The organism is Pseudomonas synxantha BG33R (assembly GCF_000263715.2).
GTDB classification, from domain to species: domain Bacteria; phylum Pseudomonadota; class Gammaproteobacteria; order Pseudomonadales; family Pseudomonadaceae; genus Aquipseudomonas; species Aquipseudomonas synxantha_A.
The window spans coordinates 318,158-343,474 of record NZ_CM001514.1 but is presented as its reverse complement, the minus strand read 5'-3'; the positions used below and the strand labels follow the sequence as shown (position 1 = coordinate 343,474).

The following is a 25,317-nucleotide window of genomic DNA, read 5'->3' as shown; positions in this document are numbered from 1 at the left end:
AGGTGGTTTTATGGACAGCATCAACAGCCGCATCGCCGAGGAACTCGGTGTACGCCCACAACAGGTCGAAGCGGCCGTCGCTCTACTGGATGAAGGCTCCACGGTGCCTTTCATCGCCCGTTACCGAAAAGAAGTGACCGGCAGCCTCGACGACACTCAACTGCGTCACCTGGAAGAGCGCCTGCGCTACCTGCGAGAACTCGACGAACGGCGTATCAGCATCCTCGCCAGCATCGAGGAACAGGGCAAGTTGACCCCTCAACTGGAGCGCGACATCAAACTCGCGGACACCAAGACCCGCCTCGAAGACCTTTACCTGCCGTACAAACAGAAACGTCGTACAAAGGGCCAGATCGCCCTGGAAGCCGGCCTGGGCGATTTGGCCGATGGCCTGTTCAACGACCCGTCGTTGACGCCGGAAACCGAGGCCGCCCGTTTCATCGATGCTGAAAAAGGCGTCGCCGACGTCAAGGCTGCCCTCGAAGGCGCCAAGTACATCCTGATGGAGCGCTTCGCCGAAAACGCCAGCCTCCTGGAAAAACTGCGCACCTACTTGAAGCAGGAGGCCATCCTCAGCGCCCGCGTCATCGCCGGCAAAGAGGAGGAAGGCGCCAAATTCCGCGACTACTTCGAACACGACGAGCCGCTCAAAAGCATGCCGTCCCACCGCGCCCTGGCGATTTTCCGTGGCCGCAACGAAGGCATTCTCAGCTCCGCGCTGAAGGTCGGCGACGAGCTGCCGGGCACCATGCACCCGTGCGAAGGCATGATCGGTCAACAATTCGGCATCCAGAATCAGAATCGCCCTGCGGACAAGTGGCTCGGTGAAGTCGTGCGCTGGACCTGGAAGGTCAAGCTCTACACCCATCTGGAAACCGACCTGCTGGGCGAGTTGCGCGACGGCGCCGAAACCGAGGCGATCAACGTGTTCGCCCACAACCTGCACGACCTGCTGCTGGCCGCACCGGCCGGCCCGCGTGCCACCCTGGGCCTCGACCCGGGCCTGCGCACCGGTTGCAAGGTCGCGGTGGTCGACGCCACCGGCAAGCTGCTGGACCACGCCACCGTGTACCCGCACGTGCCGCACAACAAATGGGACCAGACCCTGGCGATCCTTGCCGCCCTGTGCGCCAAGCACGCGGTAGACCTGATCGCCATCGGCAACGGCACTGCCAGCCGCGAAACCGATAAGCTGGCCGCCGAGCTGATCAAAAAATACCCGGCCATGAAGATGACCAAGGTCATGGTCTCCGAGGCGGGTGCTTCGGTGTACTCGGCTTCGGAGCTGGCGTCCAAGGAGTTCCCGGACCTCGACGTGTCGATCCGTGGCGCCGTTTCCATCGCCCGTCGCCTGCAAGATCCGCTGGCCGAGCTGGTGAAGATCGATCCTAAGTCCATCGGCGTCGGCCAATACCAGCACGACGTATCGCAGCTTAAACTGGCACGCGGCCTGGATGCGGTGGTGGAAGACTGCGTAAACGCCGTGGGCGTAGACGTGAACACCGCTTCCGTAGCGCTGCTGGCGCGAATCTCGGGCCTCAACGCGACCCTGGCGCAGAACATCGTCAGCCATCGCGACGAAAATGGTGCGTTCAAAACCCGTGCTGCGCTGAAAAAAGTCGCACGCCTGGGTGAAAAAACCTTTGAACAAGCGGCCGGCTTCCTACGCGTGATGAATGGCGATAACCCGCTCGACGCCTCGGCGGTTCACCCGGAAGCCTACCCGCTGGTGCAACGCATTGCCGCCGAGACCGACCGTGATATCCGCTCGCTGATCGGCGACGCCGCCTTCCTCAAGCGTCTGGATCCAAAGAAGTACACCGACGAAACCTTCGGTGTGCCGACCATCACCGACATCCTGCAAGAGCTGGAAAAACCTGGCCGCGACCCACGTCCCGAGTTCAAGACCGCCGAGTTCCAGGACGGCGTCGAAGACCTCAAGGATCTGCAACCGGGCATGATCCTCGAAGGTGTAGTGACCAACGTGACCAACTTTGGCGCCTTCGTGGATATTGGCGTGCATCAGGACGGTTTGGTGCATATCTCCGCGCTTTCGGAGAAGTTCATCAAGGACCCGCGTGAAGCGGTCAAAGCCGGTGACGTGGTCAAGGTCAAGGTCATGGAAGTCGATATCCCGCGTAAACGCGTGGGCCTGTCGATGCGCATGAGCGATACCCCGGGCGAGAAGATCGACGGTGCTCGTGGCGCTCGCCCAGGTTCGGCACCGCGCCAGTCGCAGAACACCGCGCCGCGCAAGGAAGCTACGACTGCCGCGCCGAGCAACAACGCCATGGCATCGCTGTTCGCCAATGCCAAACAGTTGAAGAAGCGTTGATGGAGATCCCGGCTGGCTTGACCCAGAGCGCGTTCAGCGAGCTGATCGGCTGCCGCCTGCAGCGCCTGGATGAAGGCGTTGCCGAGGTGGCCCTGACCCTGGAGCCGCACCTGCGCAACCGTGCAGGCAAGCTCCATGGCGGGGCGATTTTCAGCCTGGTGGACATCACGATGGGCCTGGCCTGTTCCAGCGCCCATGGTTTCGACCAGCAGAGCGCCACCATCGAATGCAAGATCAACTATATTCGCGCCGTCGAAGACGGTGACGTGCTGTGCACCAGCCGGGTAATCCACGCCGGCCGGCGCACGTTGGTGGTCGAAGCCGACGTGTACCAGGGCGAAAGACTTGTCGCAAAAGCGCAGGGCACGTTCGCTGCCCTATAGCTCCCCACCCTCGATTTGAGTTAATTTCGGCGCTGCGATAACAGCGTCGGAATTTTCTCGCTGCGCTGTAGCCCAATTCATGGAGTGAAGTCGGCATTTTCAGAGCGGGTCAAATCGACTCAGAACCAGGCGATCACGCCAGTTTCCACTTCACCCTTGTAGACCGTCCTGCCCACCCCCATATTGGGGCGACTGACGCGTGAAGGAATCCAACTTGAGCGAACTTCTCAACCGCCGCCTGGCCCTGCTCGGCAAGCGCGAACACCTCTCCCTGCTAGAGCAGTGCTTGCACGGCATCGAGCGCGAATGCCTGCGCGTCACCAGCGAGGGTCGCCTGGCGCAAACGCCGCACCCTGAAGCCCTGGGCGCTGCGTTGACCAACGAACAGATCACCACTGACTATTCGGAATCGCTGCTGGAGTTCATCACCCCAGCCCTGCCCAACCCGGCCGAGACCCTGGGCAGCCTGGACAAGATCCATCGCTTTGCCTACTCCAAGCTGGGCAGCGAATACCTGTGGAGCCCCTCGATGCCGTGCCCGTTACCGGCCGAGGAAGATATTCCGATCGCCTACTACGGCACCTCCAATATCGGCCAGCTCAAGTATGTGTACCGCAAGGGCCTGGCCCTGCGCTACGGCAAGACCATGCAGTGCATCGCCGGCATCCACTACAACTTTTCGCTGCCGGAACAGCTGTGGCCGTTGCTCAAGGAAGCCGAAGGCTTTGTCGGTACCGACCGTGACTATCAGTCCACGGCCTATATCGCGCTGATCCGTAATTTCCGTCGCTACAGCTGGCTGTTGATGTACCTCTTTGGTGCCTCGCCAGCCTTGGACGCAGGCTTTCTGCGTGGGCGCTCGCACCAGCTGGAAGCGCTCGACGCCGACACCCTGTACCTGCCCTACGCCACCAGCCTGCGCATGAGCGACCTGGGTTACCAGAGCAACGCCCAGGCTGGCCTGACGCCGTGCTACAACGACCTGGCCAGCTACACCGACAGCCTGCGCGAAGCGGTGGCAACGCCCTACGCGCCGTATGTTGAAGTCGGCACGCACAAGGATGGTGAGTGGGTGCAGCTCAACACCAACATCCTGCAGATCGAAAACGAGTACTACTCCAATATCCGCCCCAAGCGTGTGACCTACACCGGCGAGCGGCCGATCCAGGCGCTGATGGCCCGTGGCATCCAGTACATCGAAGTGCGTTGCCTGGACATCAACCCGTTCCTGCCGATGGGGATCGACTTGCCGGAGTCGCGATTCCTCGACGCATTCCTGCTGTATTGCGCGCTGAACGACAGCCCGCTGTTCGCCAACAACGAGTGCGGCAACGCCACCTCCAACTTCCTCAGCGTGGTCAAGGAAGGTCGGCGTCCGGGCCTGCAATTGCAGCGTGACGGCCAGCCGGTGGACATGAAGGAATGGGCTGCGCAGTTGCTGGAGAAGATTGCACCATTGGCTGCCTTGCTCGACGAGAGCCAAGGTATTACCGAACACAGTGAAGCGCTGGATGCCCAACTGGCCAAGGTCAAGGACCCGTCCCTGACGCCGTCGGCCCAGGTGTTGGCGGCCATGGCTGAACGCAAGGAGAGCTTCGCGCAGTTCTCCCTGCATCAGAGCGAGGTCCATGCCGAGTACTTCCGCAAACAGCCCCTGGCTGCTGAAGAACAAGCGCACTTCGAAGAACTGGCGCGTGCTTCGCTGGCGCAACAGGTGGAGCTGGAGCAGAACGAAGTGGGCGATTTCGATGTGTTTGTCGGGTCGTACCAGGCAAGCATCCTGGCCATCAGCAACTAACCGGAGCTCTACTTAGTTCAAATGTGGGAGGGGGCTTGCTCCCGATAGCAGTGGGTCAGCCAACCGATGCAGTGGCTGACACTCAGCAATCGGGAGCAAGCCCCCTCCCACATTTGGTCATCACCGGTACAAAGATTTGCTTCAACCTTTCTACTCATAAGCTAATTCGAAAAGGTTATTTATTTTCGAGTTCTTAGATCATTTAGTCTCCTCACACGCCGACTCTCGGCCGCCTGATTGAGGAGCTTCCCCTTGAAACTGCTGACCCCTCTGCGCTTGCTGGCCGCGTTGTCCCTGGCCGGTGCCAGTCTGTTTGCCCAGGCGGCGGACGTGACTATCGCTTATCAGACCACCGTCGACCCGGCCAAAGTCGCCCAGGCTGACGGGGCCTATGAAAAAGCTACCAACGCCAAAATCGACTGGCGCAAATTCGACAATGGCGCCGACATCATCGCCGCCATTGCCTCCGGCGACGTGCAGATCGGCTACCTCGGTTCCAGCCCGCTGACCGCTGCGGTAACCCGCAAAGTCCCAGTAGAAACCTTCCTCGTTGCCACCCAGATCGGCGGGGCTGAAGCCCTGGTGGCGCGCAATGGGTCGGGGATCAACAGCCCGCAGGACCTGGTCGGCAAAAAAATCGCCGTACCCTTCGTCTCCACCGGCCACTACAGCCTGCTTGCCGCGCTGAAACACTGGAACATCGACCCGGCCAAAGTCACCATTCTCAACCTGGCGCCTCCGGCCATCATCGCCGCGTGGAAGCGCGGTGATATCGACGCCACCTACGTGTGGGACCCGGCTCTGGGTGTAGCCAAGGAAAACGGCAAGGTGTTGATCACCTCCGGCGAGCTGGCCAAGTTCGGCGCGCCAACATTCGATGCCTGGATCGTGCGCAAGGATTTTGCCGAGAAGCACCCGGACATCGTTACCGCCTTCGCCAAGGTCACCCTGGATGCCTACGCCGCCTACCGCAAAGACCCACAAGCCTGGCTCGCCGACACCGGCAACGTCGACAAGCTGGTGAAACTCTCCGGCGCCAAGGCCAGCGATATTCCCTTGCTGCTGCAAGGCAACGTCTACCCGCTGGCCGCTGACCAGGTGACCCTGCTGGGCGCGCCGACCACCAAGGCAGTCACCGACACTGCTGTGTTCCTCAAGGAACAAGGCAAGGTCGATGCCGTACTGCCCGACTACGCCCCTTACGTCAGCGCCAAGTTCATTTCTAACTGATCCAAGGAGTTCATCGCGATGGCCTTGCTACAGCTGGAGCGCATCAGCGCACAGTACCCAGGCGCCCCGGAACCGGTACTGTCCGATATTTCACTGGACCTTGGGCCCCAGCAATTGCTGGTCGCCCTGGGCCCCTCCGGCAGTGGCAAGACATCGCTGTTGAACCTGATTGCCGGTTTCGTCGAGCCTTCTGCCGGGCGTATCACCCTCGACGGTGTGCCGGTCAAAGGGCCCAGCGCCGAACGCGGTGTGGTGTTCCAGGACGACGCCCTGCTGCCCTGGCAGGACGTGCTGGCCAACGTCGCCTTCGGCCTGGAACTGGCCGGCGTGCCCAAGGCGCAGCGCGAAGTACGCGCCCGCGAAATGCTCGCTCTGGTGGACCTGGCCGGTTTCGACAGCCGGCGCATCTGGCAACTCTCCGGCGGCCAGAAGCAACGCGTTGGCCTCGCCCGCGCCCTGGCGGCCGACCCTCGCGTATTACTGATGGACGAACCCTTCGGTGCGCTGGATGCCTTCACCCGCGAACAAATGCAGGAGTTGCTGCTGCAAGTGTGGCGGCGCACGGCCAAGCCGGTGTTCCTGATTACCCATGACATTGAAGAAGCGGTGTTCCTGGCCACGGACCTGATCCTGCTGGCGCCCAACCCCGGCCAGATCGTCGAACGCCTGCAGCTGGATTTCGGCCAACGTTACGCTGCCGGTGAATCAGCCCGCGCAATCAAGTCCAACCCGCGCTTTATCGAAACCCGCGAGCACGTGCTGGGCAAAGTGTTCTCCCAACGGCAGGTGTACGCATGAGCAGCTACGAACTTCCCGCCACGGCCAGCAAGCCGGTGGCACCTGCCGTTATCCCGGTACGCCGCAGCCTGAGCACGCGCTGGATCAGCGTACTGACCCTGGTCGCTCTGCTTGCCCTGTGGTGGGCGGTGACCGCCACCGGTTTGATCGAACCTTTGTTCCTGCCACCACCGTCCGCCGTGTTGCAAAAAGGCTGGCTGCTGGCGACCACCGGCTACATGGATTCCACCTTGTGGCAGCACCTGGGCGCGAGCCTGAGCCGCATCGGCTTGGGCCTGGGTTTTGCGGTGCTGACCGCCGTGCCGGTGGGGATTGCCATCGGTGCCAACCGCATTGCCCGAGGCATTTTCGATCCGTTGATCGAGTTCTACCGGCCGATTCCGCCGCTGGCCTACCTGCCGCTGATCGTGATCTGGTGCGGCATTGGCGAGCTGTCCAAGGTGCTACTGATTTACCTGGCGATTTTCGCCCCGATCGCCATCGCCACCGCAACCGGGGTGCGCACCGTCGACCCGGCCAAGCTGCGGGCTGCGCAGTCGTTGGGCGCCACCCGTGCGCAACTGATTCGCCATGTGATCCTGCCCAGCGCCCTGCCCGATATCCTCACCGGTGTGCGTATCGGCCTGGGTGTGGGCTGGTCGACCCTGGTCGCCGCCGAGTTGATTGCCGCCACCAGTGGCCTGGGCTTCATGGTGCAGTCGGCGGCGCAGTTTCTGGTCACCGATGTGGTGGTGCTGGGGATCCTGGTGATCGCCCTGATCGCCTTCGCCATGGAAATGGGCCTGCGCGCCCTGCAGCGTAAATTAGTGCCCTGGCATGGCCAGGCACACTGAGTGAAGAATCTACAATGAGCAGCCTGACCGTTACCCCATTAAGTACCGCCCTGGGCGCCCAGATCAGTGGCGTCGACATTACTCAGCCGCTGGCCCCTGAACAGCGCGACGCCATTGAACAGGCGTTGCTCGACTATTCGGTGCTGTTCTTCCGTGATCAGCCAATCACCCCGCAACAACAGGCACGGTTCGCGGCCAATTTTGGCGACCTGCACATCCATCCGATCTACCCCAACGTGCCGGAACAGCCCGAAGTGCTGATCCTCGATACCGCGGTCACCGACGTGCGTGACAACGCCGTTTGGCACACCGACGTGACCTTTCTGCCCACGCCTGCTTTGGGCGCTGTGCTCAGCGCCAAGCTGCTGCCGGCGTTTGGCGGCGATACGCTGTGGGCCAGTGGTATTGCGGCGTATGAGGCGCTTTCCGAACCGTTGAAGGTATTGCTCAACGGGCTCACCGCCACCCACGATTTCACCAAATCTTTTCCTTTGGAGCGTTTTGGCAATACCGCCGAAGACTTGCTGCGCTGGGAGCAAACCCGCCGCAAGAACCCACCGTTGTCGCATCCGGTGGTGCGTACCCATCCCGTCAGTGGGCGTAAATCGCTGTTCGTCAGCGACGGCTTCACCACCAGAATCAACGAACTGGAGCCGGCCGAAAGCGAGGCGATTCTCAAACTGCTGTTCGCGCACGCAACGCGCCCGGAATTCACCATCCGCTGGCGCTGGCAGGCAAATGATGTGGCGTTCTGGGATAACCGCGTGACCCAGCATTACGCCGTGGATGACTACCGGCCACAGCGGCGGGTGATGCACCGGGCGACGATTCTTGGGGATGTGCCGTTCTAGTCGCCACACTGAAAACCAAATGTGGGAGGGGGCTTGCTCCCGATGGCGGTGGTTCAGTCAGCTCATCTGTAGCTGACCCACTGCTATCGGGAGCAAGCCCCCTCCCACATTTTTGATCCCGTTGTGTCAGTTATTCAGCAGTGGACGGCTTTTCCCACAGGTTGATCCCGCCTTCCTGCGCAAACCGATCAATCTCCGCCAGTTCTTCTGCACTGAAGCTCAAGTTCTTCAACGCCCCAACGTTTTCAATAATCTGCTCCGGCCGGCTCGCACCGATCAGCGCACTGGTGACCCGTGGATCACGCAGGGTCCAGGCCAGCGCTAATTGCGCCAGGCTCTGGCCGCGACGCTGGGCGATTTCATTCAGGCCGCGCACATGAGCGATGTTGGCTTCGGACAGGTGTTGGGCCTGCAACGAACCGCCACCCGGACGATTGACCCGTGCATCGGCCGGTATGCCATTGAGGTACTTGTCGGTGAGCAAACCCTGGGCCAGCGGCGTGAAGGCGATAACCCCGGCGCCAAGTTCTTCGGTGGTGTCGAGCAGGTCCTTTTCCACCCAGCGGTTGAGCAGGTTGTAAGCCGGTTGGTGAATCAACAGCGGGACTTTCCACTCTTTGAGCAAGGCTGCGATTTCGCGGGTTTTCACCCCGGAATAGGACGATATACCGATGTACAACGCCTTGCCTTGTTGCACGGCGGTGGCGAGGGCGCTGGCGGTTTCTTCCAGGGGCGTGTCGGGGTCAAAACGGTGGGAGTAGAAAATATCCACGTAGTCGACGCCCAGGCGTTGCAGGCTCTGGTCCAGGCTCGCCAGGATGTATTTGCGCGAGCCACCGCCCTGGCCGTAGGGGCCGGGCCACATGTCCCAACCGGCTTTGCTGGAGATGATCAATTCGTCGCGGTAGTGCTTGAAGTCTTCGCGCAGCAAACGGCCGAAATTGATCTCGGCGCTGCCATAGGGCGGGCCGTAGTTGTTGGCCAGGTCGAAGTGGTTGATACCCAGGTCGAACGCCGTGCGCAGCAAAGCGCGCTGGGTATCGATCGGGGTGCTGTCGCCAAAGTTGTGCCACAACCCCAGGGACAGTGCCGGCAGCACCAACCCACTGCGGCCTACGCGGCGATAGGGAATAGATTCATAGCGGTTTTCGGCAGCAATGTACGTCATCGAATCCTCTCTGGACTGAGGGTTAAAAGGCCCGGGAATAAGGTTATTCCCAAGCCTTTTAACCCGCTGAATCGCTTAAGTCTGCCTCTTCCTTTTACAGCAAAGACCTACTTGAGAGGAACGGTATCAGCGCACCAAATGCAGGAACTGCAGATGGCGCTCGTACTGGTCGAGGATGTCGTTGATGATCTGCTCCTTGGTATAGCCCACCAGGTCATAGTCCTGGCTGCCCTCACTCAAGTGCACCTCCGCACGATAGTAACGGCGGTTGTTGATCTCTTTGGAACCCATGCCACCGCGGGCAAACGACGGCGTGAAATAGCCGCGCATCTGCACCTGGTAGATGAATGGGTGCTCCTCGCCATGGCCGATTTCCAGGCTGACGCTGTCGTTGGACGGGTCTGGCTGAGTGACCACATTCAGGCCCTTTTCGACAAACACCGCCGTCACTTCTTCGATCGCCGGGCGCACCGTCGATTCAAGGAAGCGATACACCTCATCACGTGACGGGAAATGCACCGCCTGGCTCAAGCGCTGGCGCCAGCCGCCACGGCCTTTGCGTGAAGCCGATATTGGCGCCAGGGAATGCAACTGCGCGATCTGCTTTTGCGACTCCAGGTAAAACGCCTTGTGCAGCCCCCACATCATCAGCAGCAGAATCAGCGAGAACGGCAGCGAGGTCAGCACCACCGCCGATTTGAGCGAGTCGATACTGCCGGCGAATAGCAACGCACTGGTCACCAGCGCCGTCATTGCACCCCAGAACACCCGCAGCCACTTCGGCCCGTCTTCATCAGCGTTGCCGCCTTTGGACGACAGGGTGGACAGCACCACAGTGCCTGAGTCCGCCGAGGTCACAAAGAACACAAAGCTGATAAACACCGTGACCGCAATCACCGTCTTGCTCCACGGATAGGTTTCCAGCAGCAGGTAGAGGCTCATCGACGGGTCATCGATGGCCGACTGGCCCAGCGCAGCCATGCCATGGTTGAGCACTTGGTCGATGGCGCTGTTACCGAAGATCGACATCCACGCCAGGGTAAAGCCCAGCGGAATCAACAGCACCCCAAACACGAATTCGCGGATGGTGCGGCCACGGGAGATACGCGCAATAAACAGACCTACAAACGGCGACCATGCGATCCACCAGGCCCAGTAGAACACTGTCCAGCCACCCAGCCAGTCGCTTGGCTTGTCGTAGGCGTACACATCGAAACTCTTGGTCGGCAGCGCGCCCAGGTAGTCACCGATGTTCTGGATCAAGGTGTTGAGCAAGTGCTGGGTAGGCCCGGCGAACAACACAAACAGCAGCAACGCACAGGCCAGCAGCATGTTGATGTCGGACATCACCCGTACGCCTTTGTCGACGCCGGCTACCGCAACAATGATCGCCGCGCCCATCATCAACGTGATCAGGCCCACCTGGATCCACTGGGTGTGAGCAATGCCAAACAGGTAGTCCAGGCCGGAATTGAGGTGCAACACGCCAAAACCCATGTCAGCGCCAAGGCCGAACACCGTCGCGATGATACCGAAGCCATCCACCGCATAACCGATAGGGCCATTGATGCGCTTGCCGATCAGCGGGTACAGCGCCGAACGCAATGCCAGCGGCAGGTTATGCCGGTAGGCGAAATACGCCAGGGCCATGCCCACGAACGCGAACACACCCCAGCCATGCAGGCCCCAGTGCAGGAACAGCACCTGCATGGCCTGGCGCGCTGCATCGGCGTTCATCGCTTTGCCCTGGGGCGGCTGCACCAGGTGCGTCAACGGCTCCGAGACGCAGAAGAAGAACAGCGTGATGCTGATTCCGGCGGCGAACAACATGCCGGCCCATGACAGGTAGCTGAATTCGGGCTCGTCGTGGTCGGCACCGAGTTTTATCTTGCCGTAGCCCGATAGCGCGGTGACCACCACGAAGACCAGATACAGGGTCATCGCCAGCATGTAGTACCAGCCGACCGTATTGGCCGCCCAGTTTTGCGCCGCCAGCAGCCAGGCTCCGGCCTGTTGCGGGATAGCGATGACCGTGATGCCAAACAGCAGGATGAAGGTGGCGGCAAAGTAGAAAACGGGCGCATTCATGCGCACCATGCCGCTGGAAGGGGTGGACGATGCACTCATGAACGATGCACCTCAAGGTTGCGGGATATGGCTGTAAATAACGGACTCAGCAAAGGTAAGCCTCCTGTTGTGAGCGGGCAGCGAACCACCGGGTTTAACTTGAACGAACGTTCAAGTTAAACATGAATAGGCGGTCTGGGACTAATCGCAGGGCTGAGTGGTAGATGATTCCTACACTAGCTCAAGGATTGGTATGACGGATGAAGAAGGCAAATCGTTCAGCGACCCCACGTTGAAATACATACGAAATGTGGGAGCTGGCTCAGGTATTACTTTTGCGCCCCATCGTCATGCTGCAAGTTCGCCTGGGTGATATTCGCCCCCGCCGGCACGCTGCGGGTCAGCCACACATTGCCGCCAATGGTCGAACCCTGGCCGATGGTGATCCGCCCCAAAATCGTCGCCCCGGCGTAGATCACCACATCATTCTCAACAATGGGGTGCCGCGGATGGCCTTTTTGCAACTGCCCGTCCTCATCGGCTGGGAAGCGCTTGGCGCCCAGTGTCACCGCCTGGTAGATACGCACGCGCTCGCCGATGATCGCCGTCTCGCCAATCACTACGCCAGTCCCGTGGTCGATGAAGAAACTCGGGCCGATCTGCGCGCCGGGGTGGATATCGATGCCAGTGGCCGAGTGGGCGATTTCCGCACTGATGCGCGCCAACAGCGGCAAGCCTGCGCGGTACAGGTGGTGGGCCAGGCGATGGTGGATCACCGCCAGGATGCCCGGGTAGCACAGCAGCACTTCATCCACACTGCGTGCAGCCGGGTCGCCGTGGTAGGCGGCCAGTACGTCGGTATCCAAGAGGCTGCGCAGGGCTGGCAATGCCAGGGCAAAATCCTGGATCAGCCGAATGGCATGGGCATCCACACCGCTGTCATCTTCGCCGCCCTGGCGTGCGGCGTAGCGCAACTCCAGGCGCGCCTGGGCGAGCAAGGCGTTGAGCGCTACGTCGAGGGTATGCCCCACGTAGAAGTCTTCGCTTTCTTCACGCAGGTCCACCGGACCCAGGCGCATGGGGAATAGCGCACCGCACAAGGCTTCGAGGATCTGCGCCACCGCCTCGCGGGACGGCAATTCACGGCCACCGTGCTCGCCGCTCAAGCGACCATTGCGCGTTCGCCACTGGTCCCGCGCGCCGCGCAGCTGGCTGACGATGGTCTGCAATTGCCAATGACTGGAACGCTCACTCACGGTATTCACTCCTGACGAAATGGCCATCACTTTACGGTATGCACCCTGGCAGCTCTTAAGAACCAATGGTGTGGTCGTAAGAACTATTGTTCATAAGCGATTGACGGTTGCCCGATGAAAAGTGCCTGCCTATAGTCCTCCCCATCATTCAGTCACCGTGCGTAGCCATGATCAAACAACAGCTCGAGCGCTTTAACCGTCTGGAACTACTGAGCGGTGCCACCGCTCTGGAAAAACTTGAACGGCTGTCGGCCTGGCTGGGCAGGGACATTTACGTCAAGCGCGACGACACCACGCCCCTGGCCATGGGTGGCAACAAGCTGCGCAAACTCGAATACCTGGCGGCCGACGCCATTGCCCAGGGCGCCGACACCTTGGTCACCGCCGGCGCGATCCAGTCCAACCACGTCCGCCAGACCGCCGCACTGGCCGCCAAACTCGGCCTGGGCTGCGTTGCTCTGCTGGAAAACCCTACTGGCACCGAAGACGCCAACTACCTGGCCAATGGCAACCGCCTGCTGCTGGAGTTGTTTGACGCCAAAGTGGAGCTGGTGGAAAACCTCGACAACGCCGATGCCCAACTCGCCGCCCTCGCCGACCGCCTGCGCAGCAATGGCAAGAAACCCTACCTGGTGCCTATCGGCGGCTCCAATGCACTCGGCGCTTTGGGTTACGTGCGCGCAGGGCTGGAACTGGCCGCGCAGATTGAAGACAGCGGGATTGAGTTTGCCGCCGTGGTGCTCGCCTCAGGCAGTGCCGGCACGCACAGCGGCCTGGCCCTGGCCTTGAGCGAAGTACTGCCGCAGTTGCCGGTGATCGGCATCACCGTGTCGCGCACCGAGCAAGCGCAGTTGCCCAAAGTGCAAAGCCTGGCAGAACGCACTGCCGAGTTGCTTGGAGTGGCTATTCCCGACGCCTTTAAAGTGATCCTGTGGGACGAGTATTTCGGCCCCCGTTATGGCGAACCGAATGCCGGCACCCTTTCCGCGATCAAACTTTTGGCCAGCCAGGAAGGTCTGCTGCTGGACCCGGTCTATACCGGCAAGGCCATGGCCGGTTTGCTGGACGGCATCGGGCGCCAGCGGTTTGAAGAGGGGCCGATCATTTTCCTGCATACCGGTGGGGCGCCGGCATTGTTTGCCTATGACTCAGTATTCAATTGATTGAATACCCATATATTCTTAAAAGAAATATGAAATTGTTTTTTTATTATTTTCAAGCCTTAAAAACCCGCTTTATCATCGCGCCGAAGGCGAAGACGCGCTTCGCGCTTTAAGGCAGGATACGACTACTGCGTCACCTGCTTCGCTCACCATAAAAACACAGGGGCTCTTCATGACTATTTCTGTATTGCGTCGCACTCTGCTGGTCAGCACTTTGGGCCTGGCGCTTGGCGCCGGTTGGCTGGGCCAGGCGGTTGCCGGCGAGCAGTTGAACACCATCAAGAAGGCCGGCGAGATCAAGATCGGTCTGGAAGGCACCTACCCACCGTTCAGCTTCGTCGACGAAAGCGGCAAGCTCAGCGGTTTCGAAGTGGAACTGTCCGAAGCACTGGCCAAGGAGCTGGGCGTCAAGGTCAAGCTGCAAGCTACTCCGTGGGACGGCATTCTCGCCGCGCTGGAATCCAAGCGCCTGGACGCCGTGGTCAACCAGGTGACCATCTCTGAAGAACGTAAGAAAAAGTACGATTTCTCCAAGCCCTACACCGTGTCCGGCATCCAGGCACTGGTGCTGAAAAAGAACGTCGACTCGATCACGAATGCCGACGACCTGGCCGGTAAAAAAGTCGGCGTGGGCCTGGGCACCAACTACGAACAATGGCTCAAGGACAATCAACCCAAAGCCATTATCAAGACCTACAACGACGACCCAACCAAGTTCCAGGACCTGCGCATCGGCCGTATCGACGCGATCCTGATCGACCGCCTGGCCGCCCTCGAATACGCCAAGAAAGCCCCCGACACTGCCGCTGCCGGCGACGCCTTCTCCCGTCAGGAAGCCGGTATCGCCCTGCGCAAAGGCGAGCCTGAACTGCTCGACGCGGTCAACACGGCCCTCGACAAACTGCGCGCCGACGGCACCTTGAAGAAGCTGTCCGAGAAGTACTTCAACGCTGACGTCACTCAATAATGGAAGCAGGTTTTCAACTCGCGCTGGACTCCGCGCCCTTTCTGCTCAAGGGCGCGTACTACACGGTAATCCTCAGCCTGGGCGGGATGTTTTTCGGCTTGCTGCTGGGCTTCGGCCTGGCCTTGATGCGCCTGTCGCGCTTCAAGTTGCTGAGCTGGACGGCCCGGGTCTATGTATCGTTCTTTCGCGGTACGCCGTTGCTGGTGCAGCTGTTCCTGATCTACTACGGCTTGCCGCAAGTGGGCATCGAGCTGGATCCGATCCCGGCGGCCATGATCGGCTTTTCGCTGAACATGGCCGCTTATGCGTGTGAAATCCTGCGGGCCGCCATCGCCTCCATCGAGCGTGGCCAGTGGGAAGCCGCCGCCAGTATTGGCATGACCCGTGCGCAAACCCTGCGCCGGGCCATTCTGCCGCAAGCGATGCGCACGGCATTGCCGCCCCTGGGCAACAGCTTCATTTCGCTGGTCAAGGACACTGCGCTGGCCGCCACCATCCAGGTGCCCGAGCTGTTCCGTCAGGCCCAACTGGTATCGGCGCGTACCTTCGAAATTTTCACCATGTATCTGTCCGCAGCCCTTCTCTACTGGATCCTGGCGAGCATCCTGGCGCATCTGCAAAATCGTCTGGAAGACCGGGTCAACCGGCATGACCTGGAGTCCTGAAGCATGATCGTGGTTGAAAAACTGACCAAACAATTCAACGGTCAAGTGGTGCTTGACGGCATCGACCTTGAGGTCAAGGAAGGCGAAGTGGTCGCCATCATCGGCCCCAGCGGTTCCGGCAAGACCACCTTCCTGCGCTGCCTGAATTTCCTCGAAGAACCCACCAGCGGCCGCATCAAGGTGGGGGATATCCAGATCGACGGCAGCAAGCCGCTCAACCAGCAACAGGGGCTGGTACGGCGTCTGCGCCAGCACGTGGGCTTTGTGTTCCAGAACTTCAACCTGTTCCCCCACCGCACTGCGCTGGAAAACGTCATCGAAGGCCCGATTGTGGTCAAGAAGATGCCACGGGAAGCGGCCACCGAACTGGGGCGCAAGCTGTTGGCCAGGGTCGGCCTGGCGGGCAAGGAGGCGTCCTACCCAAGGCGACTGTCCGGCGGCCAGCAACAGCGTGTGGCGATTGCCCGTGCGTTGGCCATGGAGCCGGAGGTGATTCTGTTCGACGAACCCACCTCGGCTCTCGACCCGGAACTGGTGGGCGAAGTGCTGGCGACCATTCGCAGCCTGGCCGAAGAAAACCGCACCATGGTCATCGTGACCCACGAAATGAGCTTTGCTCGGGACGTGGCCAACCGGGTGATCTTTTTCGACAAGGGCGTGATCGTTGAACAGGGTGAAGCCAAAGCGTTGTTCGCCAACCCCAGGGAAGAACGCACCCGGCAGTTTCTGAGCAAATTCCTCGCCCACTGACCCACCCTCTGTAGGAGCGAGCTTGCTCGCGAAAAACGCCCAGGCAACTCGGTCGATCTGAATTACCGCGTTACCGTTTACGTTCTTCGCGAGCAAGCTCGCTCCTACAACGGGTTACCATTTCAGCGCATAAAATCCCCCGCCGTACCCCCCTTAAAACCCCCCTCCCCGTCAGACCCTTCTGAATATCCTCAAACCCGCCGTTTAGCCTTTTGCCTCCATTGACGCTCCCCGGCCAACCCTCTTATCTAGCGCCTTAAGGATTGGATCCCATCCCGGCTACTGACTGAATCGTTCCTTTCGAATCGCCCTGTGCCTTTGCGCCGAAGGTTCGGAACGATGACTGCTGGCTGCAACAAGGAGATTACTTATGACACACACTCAAACCCTGGCCATGCTGCCTGCCCCGAAGCTGCCCCAGGCGGTAGGAAACGGCATCAGCGCCCTGGCCTCCACCCATCTGCAGGTCGACATATCCCCCTACTCGGGCATGGAGGAAGGCGACCTGATCGAACTGTTCTGGAACAACTGCTTTGCCGCCTCGCGCAAGGTGACGGCGTGCAAGATCGGCACGTTCACTCATCTGTGGGTACCGGAAAGTTTCGTGCAAGACGGGCCGGCACGCGTCCACTACCAGGTCCTGCAAATCGGCCATGGTCCGATGCGCTCGGCCGTCACCCTGGTGCGGGTCAAGACCAACTACCCCGGAGGCCAGCCTGAGCCATGCCTCAACCACGAAAGTGATGAAAACCAGAATCTCGCCCCCGTGGGTTTGCCCGAGACGATCCGCCGCCATGGCGTCAACCGCAACCAGGTTCGGCGCGGCATTCCGCTGACCATCGAACCTTACTTGAACATGAGTGCCGGCGATGCCATCACCCTGCGCTGGGGTGATGTGCGCCTGGACCTGCCGAAAATCCAGGCCAAAAACGTTGGCCTGGCAGTGCAGGTGTGGGTACCGTCCCAGATCATTGTCGAAGCGGGCGACGACTGCCGATTGGAAGTCACGTACTGCATTCTCGATCGCGTGGGCAATAATTCACGCTGGGCACCGGCCCGCACGCTACGTATCGCCGCCTGCACGCCAGTCTTGCCAACCCCGCCTGCCTCGCCCGCGCCGGGCTATCAACCGCGTCGCTTCGGCTCACCCTGTGAACCGGGGTGACAGCCCTTCTATGCATATTCCTAAAAGTTAGTTTATTTAAAGAATTAACACGCTTAGGGTATATGCACCGGACCACCGGACATTCCTGATTTTTCTGTTTTTATTTCATTGAATGCGAGGTCGGTATGGTCAGAATTACCCCGGTGCATAACGCCAGGGCATTGCGTGCAGCCAAGGAGCGGCGCTGATGTCTAACTTGGCTCTAACACCCCCCCAGAGTGATCTGGACGTAGCCCCCCTGTTGTTGCCCGCCACGGTGCTGCGCAACGACGCCCAGGCACTGAGTGCGGCTCATGAGCTGGCCCAGGCTGCGCGCCTGCAGGCCGCTACGCGCGACCAGCAGCGCAAACTGCCGTGGGCGCAACTCGAACAATTCACCCGCAGTGGCCTGGGCAGTATTTCCATTCCCCGCGAATACGGCGGCCCACAGGTGTCGTTTGTGACCCTGGCCGAAGTCTTCGCGATCATCAGCGCAGCCGACCCGGCCCTCGGGCAGATCCCGCAGAACCATTTCGGCATCCTGCACGTGTTGCAGGGAACCGCGACCGAGCGCCAGAAAAAGCAGCTGTTCCAAAGCGTGCTCGACGGGTGGCGCATCGGCAACGGCGGCCCGGAACGCGGTACCAAAAACACGCTGGAGCTCAAGGCACGCCTCACGGCCGAAGGCGATGGGTTCGTGGTCAGCGGCCAGAAGTTCTACTCCACCGGCGCATTGTTTGCCCACTGGGTCGCGATAAAGGCGTTGAACGATGACGGCAAGCAAGTCATGGCCTTTGTGCGGCGCGGCAGCGAGGGGTTGCGCATCGTCGATGACTGGTCCGGTTTTGGCCAACGCACCACCGCCAGCGGCACCGTGCTGCTTGACCGGGTGGCGGTAGACCCGGAGTTGGTCATCGACAACTGGCGCCTGGGCGAAAGCCCGAATATCCAGGGTGCCGTGTCGCAACTGATCCAGGCAGCCATTGACGCCGGCATCGCCCGTGGCGCCCTCGACGACACTATCGCCTTTGTACGCGAGCGTTCACGCCCCTGGATCGACGCCAAGGTCGAGCGGGCCAGCGATGACCTGTATGTGATCGCCGATATCGGCAAGTTGAAGATCGAACTGCACGCTGCCGAGGCACTGTTGCGCAAGGCCGGTCAGGTACTGGACCAGGTCAGCGCGGCACCGATCACCGCGCAGTCCGCCGCGCGCGCCTCGATTGCCGTGGCCGAGGCCAAGGTGCTCACCACCGAAGTGGCATTGCAGGTCACCGAAAAGCTCTTCGAACTGGCCGGCAGCCGCGCCACCCTCGCCGAATTCAACCTTGACCGTCACTGGCGCAACGCGCGGGTGCATACCCTGCACGATCCGGTGCGCTGGAAGTATCACGCCATCGGCGCCTATCGACTGAACGGCACCTTACCTGCTCGTCATTCCTGGATTTAACCGACCAGAACACTTTTTCCACGAGCTTCTGGAGAAACTCATGACCCTTTCTCACCACGTCGCGGTTATCACCAGCGATGAGCAAGCCCTTATTGTCGCCAGCGACCTCGCTGAAGATTTGCGCCGCGACAGCGCCCAGCGCGACCGCGAACGCCGCCTGCCGTGGCCCGAGCTGGACGTGTTTTCGCGCTCCGGCCTGTGGGGTATCACGGTGCCTAAGGCATTCGGTGGCGCGGGCGTGTCCAACGTCACCCTGGCCAAGGTGATTGCACTGATTTCCCAGGCCGATGGCTCCTTGGGTCAGATCCCGCAAAATCATTTTTATGCCCTTGAAGTGCTGCGCGTAAACGGCAACCCCGAGCAGCAAAAGCGCCTGTACGCCGAGGTGCTGGCCGGCCAGCGCTTTGGTAACGCGTTGGCGGAACTGGGCACCAAGACCGCCCATGACCGCGTGACCAGCCTCACCCGCGACGGCGACGGTTTTCGCATCAACGGGCGCAAGTTCTACGCCACCGGCGCGATCTATGCCCAACGCATTCCCACCTCGGTGGTGGATGAAAACGGCATCCAGCAACTGGCGTTCGTACCCCGTGACAGCGAGGGCCTGACGGTCATCGACGACTGGAGCGGCTTCGGCCAGCGCACCACCGGCAGCGGCTCGGTGGTGTTCGATAACGTGTGGGTCGCAGCGCAGGACGTGATCCCATTCCAGAGCGCCTTCGAACGCCCGACCACCGTGGGGCCTTTGGCGCAGATCCTTCACGCCGCCATCGACACCGGCATCGCCCGCGCAGCCTTTGAAGATGCGTTGCATTTTGTGCGCACCAAGACCCGCCCGTGGATCGATTCCGGCAACGACAAGGCCACCGAAGACCCGCTGACTCTAAAGAGCTTCGGCCACCTGAGCATTCGCTTGCACGCCGCCGAGGCGTTGCTGGAGCGCTCCGGCGAATTCCTCGACCGCGCCCAGGCCGACAGCAATGCCCAGACCGTCGCCGCCGCGTCCATCGCCGTGGCCGAAGTGCGCGCCCTGAGCACCGAGATTTCCCTCGCGGCGGGCAGCACCTTGTTCGAACTGGCCGGCAGCCAGGCGACTTTGGCCGAGCATGGCCTGGACCGCCACTGGCGCAACGCCCGGGTGCACACCCTGCATGATCCGGTGCGCTGGAAATACCATGCGGTAGGCAACTATTACCTCAACGATGAAAACCCGCCGCTGCGGGGGACCATCTGATGAGCAAGAAAAAGATCCTGCTCAATGCCTTCAACATGAACTGCATCGGGCATATCAACCACGGTTTGTGGACTCACCCACGGGACAACTCGACCGAGTACAAGAGCCTCGAATACTGGACCGAACTGGCGCAGATTCTTGAGCGTGGGTTGTTCGATGGTTTGTTTATCGCCGATATCGTCGGCGTCTATGACGTGTACCAGAACTCGATTGACGTGCCGCTCAAGGAGTCCATCCAACTACCGGTCAACGACCCGTTGCTGCTGGTCTCGGCCATGGCCGCCGTCACCCGGCACCTTGGCTTCGGCCTTACCGCCAACCTGACCTACGAGCCGCCCTATCTGTTCGCCCGGCGCATGTCCACGCTCGATCACCTGAGCCGTGGCCGCGTCGGCTGGAACATCGTCACCGGCTATCTCGACAGCGCCGCCAAAGCCATGGGCCTCACCGAACAGGTCGAACATGACCGGCGCTACGACCAGGCCGATGAATACCTGGAGGTGTTGTACAAACTCTGGGAAGGCAGCTGGGAAGACGACGCGGTGCTCAACGACCCGCAAACTCGTGTGTATGCGCAACCGGGCAAAGTGCACAAGGTGGAGCACCACGGTGAGTTTTATCAGGTAGAGGGTTATCACCTGTGCGAGCCATCGCCGCAGCGTACGCCAGTGCTGTTCCAGGCCGGCAGTTCCGAGCGCGGGCTGCTGTTCGCCGGGCGCCACGCCGAGTGCGTGTTCATCAGCGGGCAGAACAAGGCCGCGACCAGGCTACAGGTGGACAAGGTACGCGCCAGCGCAGTGGAGGCTGGGCGCAACCCGGATGACATCAAGGTGTTCATGGGCCTCAACGTGATCGTGGGCGCCACCGAGGAGCTTGCATGGGCCAAGCACGCCGAGTACCTGAGCTATGCCAGTGCGGAAGCCGGCGTGGCGCACTTTTCGGCGTCCACGGCGATTGATTTTTCTGCCTACGAACTGGACGAACCGATCCAGTACGTGAAGAGCAACGCGATCCAGTCGGCCACCAAGAACCTGCAAAACAACGACTGGACCCGGCGCAAATTGCTCGAACAGCACGCCCTGGGCGGACGCTATATCACCCTGGTGGGCTCGCCTGAACAGGTTGCCGACGAATTGGAATCCTGGATCAGCGAAACCGGGCTGGATGGTTTCAACCTGACGCGCATTGTGACGCCGGAGAGCTATGTGGATTTCATTGACCTGGTGATACCGGAACTACAACGACGTGGGTCGTACAAGACCGCCTATGAGCAGGGCACGTTGCGGGAAAAAGTTTTCCGCGGCACCGCTCGCTTACCCGAACAACACACCGGCTCCAGCTACCGACACTGATCAGGAATGTGGGAGGGGGCTTGCTCCCTCCCACATTGGATCTCCATTGTTTGTGCCTATACCTTATGACTGGAAATTGATGATGAAAAAGACCCTGCTCACCCACCCAGTCAAAGCACTGGCCCTGGCCTTCGGCTTATTCAGCACAGCGGTCTTCGCCGCCGACCCACCACTGAAAATCGGCACCACCGCCGCCTTCGCCATTGCGCTGGAAGCGGCCGTTGAAGAGGCCGGCAAACAGGGCCTGAAAGTCGAACTGGTCGAGTTCAGCGACTGGATCGCCCCCAACGTCAGCCTCGCCGCCGGCGATATCGACGTGAACTACTTCCAGCACATTCCCTTCCTGGAAAACGCCAAGGCCGCCGCCGGGTTTGACCTGGTGTCTTACGCACCGGGCATCATCAACAACGTCGGCCTGTATTCGAAGCAATACAAAAGCTTCAACGACCTGCCCGAAGGCGCCAGCGTGGCCATTGCCAACGACCCGATCAACAGCGGGCGCGGCCTGCAACTGCTGGCCAAGGCCGGGTTGATTACCCTCAAGCCGGGCGTGGGCTACAAGGCCACCGAAGAAGACATCGTCAGCAACCCCAAAAAGCTCAAGATCCTGCAGGTGGAAGCGGTGCAACTGGTACGCGCCTACGACGACGCTGACCTGGTGCAGGGCTACCCGGCGTATATCCGCCTGTCCAAGACCTTCGATGCGCAATCGGCGCTGCTGTTCGATGGCCTCGACCACCCGGAGTACGTGATCCAGTTCGTGATTCAGCCCAAGAGCAAGACCGACCCACGAGTGATCAAGTTCGTCGACATCTACCAGCACTCGCCGGTGGTACGTGCCGCATTGGATAAATCCCTGGGCAAGCTCTACCAAGTCGGCTGGGAAGATAAAAAATGACCGCCGCCAACGCCCAACTGCGTGACCTGGGCCGTGCGCCCAGGGACGCCGAGCAGACTGAACTGCACCCGGACCTCAATCGCGCCCACGTGCGTTTTATCAACCTGGGCAAAACCTATGGCGGCACCGTGCACGCCCTGCAAGGCATCGACCTGGCGATCCAGCGTGGCGAAGTGTTCGGCATCATCGGCCGCAGCGGCGCCGGCAAGTCGTCGCTGATCCGCACCATTAACCGCCTGGAACAACCCAGCAGCGGGCGGGTGCTGATCGATCAGGTGGACATCGGCGGCTTCGATGAAGACCACCTGGTAGCGCTGCGCCGGCGCATCGGCATGATCTTCCAGCACTTCAACCTGATGTCGGCCAAGACCGTGTGGCAGAACGTCGAGCTGCCTCTCAAGGTCGCCGGGGTGACCCAGGCACAACGCGTGCGTAAGGTGCATGAACTGCTGGAGCTGGTAGGTCTGCAGGACAAACACAAGGCGTATCCGGCGCAGCTTTCCGGAGGGCAGAAACAGCGTGTCGGCATCGCCCGCGCGCTGGTGCACGACCCCGAGATTCTGCTGTGCGACGAGGCCACCTCGGCCCTCGATCCGGAGACCACCCAGTCGATCCTCGGCCTGCTGCGTGAGATCAACCAGCGCCTGGGCCTGACCATCGTATTGATCACCCATGAGATGGCGGTGATCCGCGAAATCTGCGACCGCGTGGTGGTGCTGGAACACGGGCGCATCGTCGAGCAAGGCCCGGTGTGGCAAGTGTTCGGCAACCCGCAGCATGAGGTCAGCAAAACCCTGCTCGCACCGCTGCAACACGGCCTGCCGCCCGAATTGCAAAGCCGCCTGCAACCGACACAAACCTCGGCTGATGCGGCGCTGGTGCTGCGCTTGCAGTTCACCGGCAGCGATACCGATGAGCCGGACCTGGCCGCACTGTTCAGCGCCCTCGGCGGCCGCGTGCGTTTGCTGCAAGGCGGTGTGGAACGTATCCAGGGGCACGCTTTGGGGCAATTACTGCTGGCGGTGAATGGCTCGCCGCACAATGCCGAAGAGCTGCGTAACCGCGCCGGCAATTGGGCACAACGGGTGGAGGTGCTGGGCTATGTGGTTTGATCGTTTAGTACAGGGCGCTATCGACACCTTGTTGATGGTCGGTGTGTCGTCGCTGATTGCATTACTGGTGGGCATTCCGCTGGCGGTGTTCCTGGTCACCAGCGACAAGGGCGGTATCTACCAGGCGCCGGCGCTTAACCGCGTGCTGGGGGCGTTTGTGAATTTGTTCCGCTCCATTCCGTTCCTGATCCTGATGGTGGCGTTGATCCCGTTTACTCGGCTGATTGTCGGCACCACCTATGGCGTATGGGCGGCCGTGGTGCCGCTGACCATCGCCGCCACACCGTTCTTTGCACGCATCGCTGAAGTCAGCCTGCGCGAGGTCGATCATGGCCTGATCGAAGCCGCGCAGGCCATGGGTTGCCGGCGCTGGCACATCATCTGGCATGTGCTGCTGCCGGAAGCCCTGCCGGGGATCGTCGGCGGGTTCACCATCACGCTGGTCACCATGATCAACTCATCGGCCATGGCCGGGGCGATTGGCGCCGGTGGCCTGGGCGACATTGCCTACCGCTATGGCTATCAGCGCTTTGACACCCAGATCATGCTGACGGTGATTGTGTTGTTGGTGGTGCTGGTGGCGGTAATTCAACTGAGTGGGGATCGCTTGGCGCGGGTATTGAACAAACGCTGAACTCACGGGCATTCGTCCAACTGCGCGACGCTGGCATGGGGCACGAAGCTGACGGTTTTTTCCTTGGCCTGCCAGGGGCGCACGATGTAGCTGCCGTCCGAGTCTGCCATTACCCGCAGTTTCACGCTGCGCTGCGGGTTGTCGGCGTCTACCAGCACGCGAAGAACCTTGGCGTCGTCCGACCAGGTCATCAGCGTACACACGCGCCCTCCGGAGGCGGAGCCTTGCAATGGCAACCCACCCAGCTTCGACCCGCTTGCCGGGATCAGCCCGAGGAAGACGATGAGCGCAAAGGCCGCCATTGAGGCGAATGCCACCGGGTTTTTATGATCCCTCATGCACACCACAAGACAAGCGGCACATCCCTGGACCAGGAACAGCACCACCAGTTCGGCAAACATGAACGGCGCAAAAAGCACCGCACTGTCGGAATACTCGCGAAAGGCCCGGGAGACCGGCACCGTCACCATGAGGATTACCAGCATTTGAACGGCACCTGCACCGACACTGGCCAGCCAGAATTCGCCGGACAGGTCACGCAGTGCAATATGGGCGGGACGGGCGCGAAGGATGATGCCAACGTAGACTACAACCGCCAGCACGACCGCCACTATCCAGCTGATGGTCAGTAGAGGCCCGCTCTGGGCATTCACGGACAGGTAAACAGCGGACATCCAAAAGATACCCATGACGACCAGACTGGCGGCCCAGTGCAGCAACAAACGGCGATGTTGCGCCGTCACCTGCGGCGATGCCGGGCTGAGATTGAGCTGATCACTCAGGCGCACACCCGTGCCGTTCAGGCGTGTGAACAAGATGAACGTGGGCACTAGGATCGACGCGCCCATCATGCCGATCACAAACACCAGCATGGCGAACATCGCCGGCAGCGCAGTGAATGCGGCGGCCGACAAAATACTCAGGGGTACTTTTTCCACCTGGATGTACTGGTACAAATACAAGCCTGCCACCGACAGGATCCCCACCGTCAGCGGCCAGGCGCGTTCATTGAGCCAGAACAGGCCGCTGCTGAGTTTCGTGGCGTATTGGTCGACTTTGTTACGAGTGGTTTTTTCACCAGTGGTTGGACGTTTTTCCGGTTCCATGGATGTACAAGCCTCTTCAAGTAAAGCCCGATGTTAACCAGAATCCTGCCGTGCGGTATGTCAGATGCTGACAGCACAAACACCGCGAACCGTCCTACAGCAGGCAAACGTCTTTCAACTGCA

At 60.8% G+C, this 25,317-nt stretch carries 22 protein-coding genes; 18 read left to right on the top strand and 4 right to left on the bottom strand.

Annotated features, from left to right (window positions below; all coding sequences use genetic code 11):
* Positions 1-10 precede the first annotated feature (10 nt).
* The 7 genes from PSEBG33_RS25385 (at position 11) to tauD (ending at position 8,228) form a co-directional block, all read left to right on the top strand.
* Positions 11-2,335, top strand: a complete 2,325-nt coding sequence (locus tag PSEBG33_RS25385; RefSeq protein WP_005783808.1) for a Tex family protein — start codon at positions 11-13, stop codon at positions 2,333-2,335.
* Positions 2,335-2,718, top strand: a complete 384-nt coding sequence (locus tag PSEBG33_RS26810; protein WP_005783806.1) for a PaaI family thioesterase — start codon at positions 2,335-2,337, stop codon at positions 2,716-2,718. Before PSEBG33_RS25385 ends, PSEBG33_RS26810 begins: the two co-directional genes overlap by 1 nt.
* 214 nt (positions 2,719-2,932) lie before the next feature.
* A complete protein-coding gene (gshA, locus tag PSEBG33_RS25390; RefSeq protein WP_005783805.1) occupies positions 2,933-4,516 on the top strand; it encodes a glutamate--cysteine ligase in 1,584 nt (527 codons plus the stop codon).
* Between the two features lie 252 nt (positions 4,517-4,768).
* Positions 4,769-5,746 (top strand): taurine ABC transporter substrate-binding protein, encoded by a 978-nt coding sequence (gene tauA / locus PSEBG33_RS25395; protein ID WP_005783803.1) that lies wholly within the window; start codon positions 4,769-4,771, stop codon positions 5,744-5,746.
* Positions 5,747-5,764: 18 nt separating this feature from the next.
* Positions 5,765-6,544, top strand: coding sequence for a taurine ABC transporter ATP-binding subunit (tauB, locus tag PSEBG33_RS25400; protein ID WP_005783801.1), 780 nt, complete (start codon positions 5,765-5,767; stop codon positions 6,542-6,544).
* Positions 6,541-7,377: a taurine ABC transporter permease TauC gene (tauC, locus tag PSEBG33_RS25405; protein ID WP_005783800.1), complete on the top strand. Its 837-nt coding sequence runs from the start codon at positions 6,541-6,543 to the stop codon at positions 7,375-7,377. Before tauB ends, tauC begins: the two co-directional genes overlap by 4 nt.
* Before the next feature lie 14 nt (positions 7,378-7,391).
* Positions 7,392-8,228: a taurine dioxygenase gene (gene tauD / locus PSEBG33_RS25410; protein WP_005783798.1), complete on the top strand. Its 837-nt coding sequence runs from the start codon at positions 7,392-7,394 to the stop codon at positions 8,226-8,228.
* 130 nt (positions 8,229-8,358) lie between these two features.
* Here the strand turns inward: tauD and mgrA are convergent, their stop codons facing one another.
* The 3 genes from mgrA to epsC form a co-directional block, all read right to left on the bottom strand.
* Positions 8,359-9,396, bottom strand: a complete 1,038-nt coding sequence (gene mgrA, locus PSEBG33_RS25415; RefSeq protein ID WP_005783797.1) for an L-glyceraldehyde 3-phosphate reductase — start codon at positions 9,394-9,396, stop codon at positions 8,359-8,361.
* A 126-nt stretch (positions 9,397-9,522) separates the two neighbouring features.
* Positions 9,523-11,484, bottom strand: coding sequence for a choline BCCT transporter BetT (gene betT, locus PSEBG33_RS25420; protein ID WP_198287283.1), 1,962 nt, complete (start codon positions 11,482-11,484; stop codon positions 9,523-9,525).
* A 308-nt stretch (positions 11,485-11,792) separates the two neighbouring features.
* The gene (gene epsC, locus PSEBG33_RS25425; protein WP_005783794.1) at positions 11,793-12,719 is read right to left on the bottom strand and encodes a serine O-acetyltransferase EpsC; all 927 of its coding nucleotides are present in this window, start codon (positions 12,717-12,719) and stop codon (positions 11,793-11,795) included.
* A 167-nt stretch (positions 12,720-12,886) separates the two neighbouring features.
* Between epsC and PSEBG33_RS25430 the strand changes: the two genes are divergently transcribed.
* The 11 genes from PSEBG33_RS25430 (at position 12,887) to PSEBG33_RS25480 (ending at position 24,088) form a co-directional block, all read left to right on the top strand.
* Positions 12,887-13,882 carry a D-cysteine desulfhydrase gene (locus tag PSEBG33_RS25430; RefSeq protein WP_005783793.1) on the top strand — a complete coding sequence of 332 codons (996 nt, stop codon included), beginning with the start codon at positions 12,887-12,889 and terminating at the stop codon, positions 13,880-13,882.
* 172 nt (positions 13,883-14,054) lie between these two features.
* The gene (tcyJ, locus tag PSEBG33_RS25435; protein WP_005783791.1) at positions 14,055-14,849 is read left to right on the top strand and encodes a cystine ABC transporter substrate-binding protein; all 795 of its coding nucleotides are present in this window, start codon (positions 14,055-14,057) and stop codon (positions 14,847-14,849) included.
* The gene (gene tcyL, locus PSEBG33_RS25440; protein ID WP_005783790.1) at positions 14,849-15,514 is read left to right on the top strand and encodes a cystine ABC transporter permease; all 666 of its coding nucleotides are present in this window, start codon (positions 14,849-14,851) and stop codon (positions 15,512-15,514) included. Before tcyJ ends, tcyL begins: the two co-directional genes overlap by 1 nt.
* Before the next feature lie 3 nt (positions 15,515-15,517).
* The gene (tcyN, locus tag PSEBG33_RS25445) at positions 15,518-16,264 is read left to right on the top strand and encodes an L-cystine ABC transporter ATP-binding protein TcyN (protein ID WP_005783788.1); all 747 of its coding nucleotides are present in this window, start codon (positions 15,518-15,520) and stop codon (positions 16,262-16,264) included.
* Between the two features lie 370 nt (positions 16,265-16,634).
* Positions 16,635-17,429, top strand: a complete 795-nt coding sequence (locus PSEBG33_RS25450) for a hypothetical protein (protein WP_005783786.1) — start codon at positions 16,635-16,637, stop codon at positions 17,427-17,429.
* Positions 17,430-17,616: 187 nt separating this feature from the next.
* Positions 17,617-18,858, top strand: coding sequence for an SfnB family sulfur acquisition oxidoreductase (locus PSEBG33_RS25455; RefSeq protein WP_032803216.1), 1,242 nt, complete (start codon positions 17,617-17,619; stop codon positions 18,856-18,858).
* 40 nt (positions 18,859-18,898) lie between these two features.
* Positions 18,899-20,092, top strand: a complete 1,194-nt coding sequence (locus PSEBG33_RS25460) for an SfnB family sulfur acquisition oxidoreductase (RefSeq protein WP_005783783.1) — start codon at positions 18,899-18,901, stop codon at positions 20,090-20,092.
* Positions 20,092-21,444 (top strand): LLM class flavin-dependent oxidoreductase, encoded by a 1,353-nt coding sequence (locus PSEBG33_RS25465; RefSeq protein WP_005783782.1) that lies wholly within the window; start codon positions 20,092-20,094, stop codon positions 21,442-21,444. Before PSEBG33_RS25460 ends, PSEBG33_RS25465 begins: the two co-directional genes overlap by 1 nt.
* Before the next feature lie 82 nt (positions 21,445-21,526).
* Entirely contained in the window at positions 21,527-22,342 is an 816-nt protein-coding gene (locus PSEBG33_RS25470; RefSeq protein ID WP_005783780.1) for a MetQ/NlpA family ABC transporter substrate-binding protein, read from the top strand.
* Positions 22,339-23,454 (top strand): methionine ABC transporter ATP-binding protein, encoded by a 1,116-nt coding sequence (locus PSEBG33_RS25475; protein WP_005783779.1) that lies wholly within the window; start codon positions 22,339-22,341, stop codon positions 23,452-23,454. The genes PSEBG33_RS25470 and PSEBG33_RS25475 overlap by 4 nt, the downstream gene beginning before the upstream one ends.
* Entirely contained in the window at positions 23,444-24,088 is a 645-nt protein-coding gene (locus PSEBG33_RS25480) for a methionine ABC transporter permease (protein WP_003187635.1), read from the top strand. The genes PSEBG33_RS25475 and PSEBG33_RS25480 overlap by 11 nt, the downstream gene beginning before the upstream one ends.
* 2 nt (positions 24,089-24,090) lie before the next feature.
* Here PSEBG33_RS25480 and PSEBG33_RS25485 read toward each other — a convergent pair whose 3' ends face one another.
* On the bottom strand, positions 24,091-25,194 hold the full coding sequence (locus PSEBG33_RS25485) for a hypothetical protein (protein ID WP_005783776.1): 1,104 nt from the start codon (positions 25,192-25,194) through the stop codon (positions 24,091-24,093).
* Positions 25,195-25,317: the final 123 nt, after the last annotated feature.

Bases quoted from the DNA above. Each gene is read 5' to 3' on its own strand.
- PSEBG33_RS26810 (WP_005783806.1), top strand. From the start codon at position 2,335: ATGGAGATCCCGGCTGGCTTGACCCAGAGCGCGTTCAGCGAGCTGATC.
- tcyL (WP_005783790.1), top strand. From the start codon at position 14,849: ATGGAAGCAGGTTTTCAACTCGCGCTGGACTCCGCGCCCTTTCTGCTC.
- PSEBG33_RS25430 (WP_005783793.1), top strand. From the start codon at position 12,887: ATGATCAAACAACAGCTCGAGCGCTTTAACCGTCTGGAACTACTGAGC.
- tauB (WP_005783801.1), top strand. From the start codon at position 5,765: ATGGCCTTGCTACAGCTGGAGCGCATCAGCGCACAGTACCCAGGCGCC.
- PSEBG33_RS25480 (WP_003187635.1), top strand. From the start codon at position 23,444: ATGTGGTTTGATCGTTTAGTACAGGGCGCTATCGACACCTTGTTGATG.
- PSEBG33_RS25485 (WP_005783776.1), bottom strand. From the start codon at position 25,194: ATGGAACCGGAAAAACGTCCAACCACTGGTGAAAAAACCACTCGTAAC.
- PSEBG33_RS25465 (WP_005783782.1), top strand. From the start codon at position 20,092: ATGAGCAAGAAAAAGATCCTGCTCAATGCCTTCAACATGAACTGCATC.
- tcyJ (WP_005783791.1), top strand. From the start codon at position 14,055: ATGACTATTTCTGTATTGCGTCGCACTCTGCTGGTCAGCACTTTGGGC.
- PSEBG33_RS25470 (WP_005783780.1), top strand. From the start codon at position 21,527: ATGAAAAAGACCCTGCTCACCCACCCAGTCAAAGCACTGGCCCTGGCC.
- PSEBG33_RS25450 (WP_005783786.1), top strand. From the start codon at position 16,635: ATGACACACACTCAAACCCTGGCCATGCTGCCTGCCCCGAAGCTGCCC.
- PSEBG33_RS25385 (WP_005783808.1), top strand. From the start codon at position 11: ATGGACAGCATCAACAGCCGCATCGCCGAGGAACTCGGTGTACGCCCA.
- betT (WP_198287283.1), bottom strand. From the start codon at position 11,484: ATGAATGCGCCCGTTTTCTACTTTGCCGCCACCTTCATCCTGCTGTTT.
- PSEBG33_RS25475 (WP_005783779.1), top strand. From the start codon at position 22,339: ATGACCGCCGCCAACGCCCAACTGCGTGACCTGGGCCGTGCGCCCAGG.
- tauD (WP_005783798.1), top strand. From the start codon at position 7,392: ATGAGCAGCCTGACCGTTACCCCATTAAGTACCGCCCTGGGCGCCCAG.
- tcyN (WP_005783788.1), top strand. From the start codon at position 15,518: ATGATCGTGGTTGAAAAACTGACCAAACAATTCAACGGTCAAGTGGTG.
- PSEBG33_RS25460 (WP_005783783.1), top strand. From the start codon at position 18,899: ATGACCCTTTCTCACCACGTCGCGGTTATCACCAGCGATGAGCAAGCC.
- PSEBG33_RS25455 (WP_032803216.1), top strand. From the start codon at position 17,617: ATGTCTAACTTGGCTCTAACACCCCCCCAGAGTGATCTGGACGTAGCC.
- mgrA (WP_005783797.1), bottom strand. From the start codon at position 9,396: ATGACGTACATTGCTGCCGAAAACCGCTATGAATCTATTCCCTATCGC.
- tauC (WP_005783800.1), top strand. From the start codon at position 6,541: ATGAGCAGCTACGAACTTCCCGCCACGGCCAGCAAGCCGGTGGCACCT.